Raw genomic sequence first — 3,611 nt, forward strand, 5'->3', positions numbered from 1 at the left:
CCGCACCACGAGCACGGTCTGGGTGCCGAGGTACTGGAGGTCGGTCCACGCCGTGCCGGGCGCCACCGAGCCGACGCCGATCCTGCGCTCCTGGGGCGACACGGGCGCGGCCTGCTCGGCGCCGACTACTGTCGGGTCGCCCGGCTTCTGGCGACGGCCCGCCAACTGCTGGCGGGGCAGCGCGTCGACGACGGTCACCGGCCCCTCCGCCGCCAGGGCCCTGGCGAGGTCCAGGGCGATCACGCTCGCGCCGCGCGCACAGCCCAGTTCCAGCAGCGACACCGGTTCCACAGAGCCGCGCACGGCGCGGGCCAGGGACGCGGCGAGCCGTTCGCGGGTCAGCCGGGTCCGTCGGCGCTGCCACGGCCTGCCCGACCGGCGGGGCAGCTCCGCGATGACCGAGGCGCCCAGGTTCGCCGCGATCTCCCGGCGCAGCACTGGACGGTCCGCCACCACCGTGCCGACCGCGGCCAGCGCGAGCCCGAGGAAGAGCCCGAGGACGAGGCCGATCGCGGAGTCGGTGGCGACGGCCTTGGGCAGGGAGTGCCGCAGTGCGCGCGGGGTGTCCACGATCTGCGTGCCGGCGACGACCTGGGGTGCGCCGGTCCGCGCCTCCGCGGCGCGCTCGTTGAAGTCGGAGATGCGCGAGTTGAGTTCGGCACGGCGGGCGAAGAGCGACTCGAGGGTCGCCGACGCCTTCGGGGCGCTGCCCGCCGACTGGTTTCCGATCTCCTTGTTGACCTGGGCGAGCTCGTCCCGCATGCGGTCACGCTGGTCGAGCAGCGCCTGGGCCTCGGCCTGCGCGGTCCTCTGCATCCGCTGCACGTGGTCCGCGACGAACGCGTCGGCCAGCGCCTTGGCCCGGGCCACCGCCTGGGCGTCGGTGTCGCCGGTCACGGTGATCTGCAGCAGGTTGTTGGTCAGCCCGGCACCTTTGTAGTCCTGCAGGAAGTCCTCCGGTTTCTCGGCGGACTTGAGGGACCCCAGGGCCTTGCCGGCGATCTGTGTGGTCTGGAGCAGCTGGACGTCGGTGCGGATCAGCGTTCCGGTGTCGTTCGGCTGGTCCGCTTCGTGCGCGACCAGCACTTCGGTCACCGCGGTCGGCGCCGGCGGCATCGCGACCGCCAGCCCGGAGCCCCCGAGCAGGCCGAGGAGTGCCGTGGCGTACCAGAGGCGGCGGCGCCTGCGCACCGCCACCACCAGGGCCTGAAGGTCGAGAAGCGGAGTGGCGGCCGACGACTCCGCGGTCATGCTGGTCGTCACGCTGAACCTCCTGTGGCCTGGCCGCGAACCGCGAGTGCGAGAGTGGCGTCGTCCGGAGGGTGGTGGCCGGCGGACCGTGTCTCACGGGGGCGGACCGGGTCGGCGACGACGATGCCGAGGACCTCGTGGCGGCCGTCCGCACACGCCTCGGCGATACCGGCGAGCTCCTCCGCGGTCCAGCTGCCCGCGCTGAGGACGACCAGGGCGCCGGACTCGGTGTCGCGGTCCGGCATGATCGGCCGGTCCACCGAGACCTCCACCACCCGCAGCTGTGGATCGCTCTTGGCCTCGGCGGCGAGCTGTCCGGCGGCCAGGCGGGCGATCCCGTCGCCGTCCGGTACGACCACCAGCAGCCGCCGGGGGGCGGGCAGTTGGTCACGGAGGCGGGCACACACCCGCCAGTAGCGGATACGTCGAGCGGCCTCGTCGTCGGACCTCGGCGGGGTTGGCAGGTCCCATCGGGTGTCGACGCCGAGGAGCCGGCGGAGCCGGCTCCGTCGGGCGCCGCCTTCCGGCCGGTGCGCGCCGCGCCCTCCGTCGGGCACCTCCACCGTGCCCAGCAGCACCGATCCCAGCGCCGCGGTGATCTCCGGTTCGGTGCGCAGCCGGCGGTTCGTGCGTGCGGCGGCGAGGTGGCCGACGACCGCGAGCAGGAAGAACAGCAGCGCTCCGGCGGCGATGAGCTGGATCCTCGTCGGCGGCGCCTGGCCGGTCGGCCGGGCCGCCGGCCCCATGACGACCATGCCGGCCTTGTTGTTCGCCGGGTTGGCCTCGTCCAGCTTCGTCATGGCCTCCTCCAGCGAGGTGCTCAGCTTTTCGAGCTCCGTCCGGGCCTGCACGCCCTCCACGGTCTGCCCCGGATCGGCCGCTTTGGCCAGGTCGGTGATGCGGCGGTTGGTCTCCTCGACCTGCTTCCGCAGCGCCTCGGACTCCGTGGCTGCTGCGGAGTCGGTGCCGCCGCCTGCGATCCGCGAGGCGAACTTGACGAACTGCTGGGCCACTTGGTCGGAGAGCTGCTGCGCCCGCTTCGGGGTGTCGGCCGTACCCGAGATCTTGATGATGTTCCCGTCGGCGGCCGAGGCGGTCACCCGGTCCCGCAGCTCGGCGTCGCTGACGTCCTTCCAGCGGAGCGTGGCGGCCGCGCGGTCGACCACCGTCGAACTGGTGACGATGTCGACCTGGGTCAGCAGCTCGCGCTCTTCCCACTGCCCCGGCAGCAGGACCGACGCCGACGTCGTGTACGTCGGTGGGAACACCACCGAGGCGCCGTAGCCGACGAGTGCGCCCACGACGGCGAAGACGGCCAGAAGCCGCCAGCGCCGGCGGAATATCCGCCCGATGGTGACCAGACGTATCGATTCCTCGCTCAACTGCGCTGCCTCTTCCCTGTTCGAACCTGATCGGCCGCCGACACCGGGGTGTGGTCACGGCAGGCGGCGGCGTAGGCAGCAAGCAGCGACGCTTGCGAGTTGCGCCAGGAGAGCGGTCCGCTCACCCGCTCCTGGCCGATCTTGCCCATCCGGGCCCGCTCGTCCGGATCGTCCAGAAGCAGCGCGATGAGCTTGGCGAACTCAGCCTCGTCGTTGGCGGGCGCGTACACGGCGGCCTCACCGGCGGAGACACGCGCCTCCTTCAGGTCGAACGAGACGATCGGCCGGCCCATCGCCATGTACTCAAGGACCTTGTTCATGGTCGACACGTCGTTGAGCGGATTGCGCGGGTCGGGCGAGAGGCACACGTCCGCGGTGGACAAGTAGCGCACCAGATCGGCGTCCGGAATCCGCCCGGTGAACTGCACCTGCTCACCGAGCCCGAGCCGCCGGGACAGCTCCACCATCGCGTCGAAGGCGTCGCCGGAGCCGACGAACACCGCGTGCCAGTCGGTCCGGCCGAGCTCGTCGCGGAGCTTCGCCAGGGCCCGCAAGGCGTAGTCGACGCCGTCCTGAGGGCCCATGACGCCGAGGTAGCAGAGCAGATGCGGCTTGCCGCGCTTCAACTCCGGCTCGGGTGGCACCGGTTGGAACCGCTCGATGGCGGGCGCGCTGCGCACCACGAAGACGTCCTCCGGCCGCCGGCCGCCGCGGCGTATCGCGACGTCCCGGTAGCTCTCGTTCGTGGCGAGCACGACGTCCGCGGCCCGGTAGGTCCACCGTTCCAGCGCGCACACGGCGCGGTAGAGCAGGTCCTCGCCGCGGCCGAACCGGGAGAGGTAGAGCTCGGGTACCAGGTCGTGCTGGTCGAAGACGAACCGCCCTCCGCGCCGCTTCAACCACAGTGCCGGCAGGAACAGCAGGTCGGGCGGGTTGCAGGCGTGGACCACGTCGACCGGGCCGACCTTCCGGGCCAGC

At 72.4% G+C, this 3,611-nt stretch carries 3 protein-coding genes; all 3 read right to left on the minus strand.

Features of this window, described 5'->3' with window-relative positions; translation table 11 throughout:
* Positions 1–1,263: Wzz/FepE/Etk N-terminal domain-containing protein (locus ACWDA7_RS51245; RefSeq protein ID WP_450614891.1), on the minus strand; the 1,263-nt coding region annotated here is incomplete at its 3' end.
* Entirely contained in the window at positions 1,260–2,633 is a 1,374-nt protein-coding gene (locus tag ACWDA7_RS51250) for a Wzz/FepE/Etk N-terminal domain-containing protein (protein ID WP_450614893.1), read from the minus strand. The genes ACWDA7_RS51245 and ACWDA7_RS51250, both read right to left, overlap by 4 nt.
* Positions 2,630–3,611, minus strand: a 982-nt coding sequence (locus ACWDA7_RS51255; RefSeq protein WP_450614895.1) for a glycosyltransferase family 4 protein, incomplete at its 5' end; no start/stop codon positions are given. The genes ACWDA7_RS51250 and ACWDA7_RS51255, both read right to left, overlap by 4 nt.

The sequence above is a fragment of the Streptomyces sp. NPDC001156 genome (assembly GCF_053598275.1).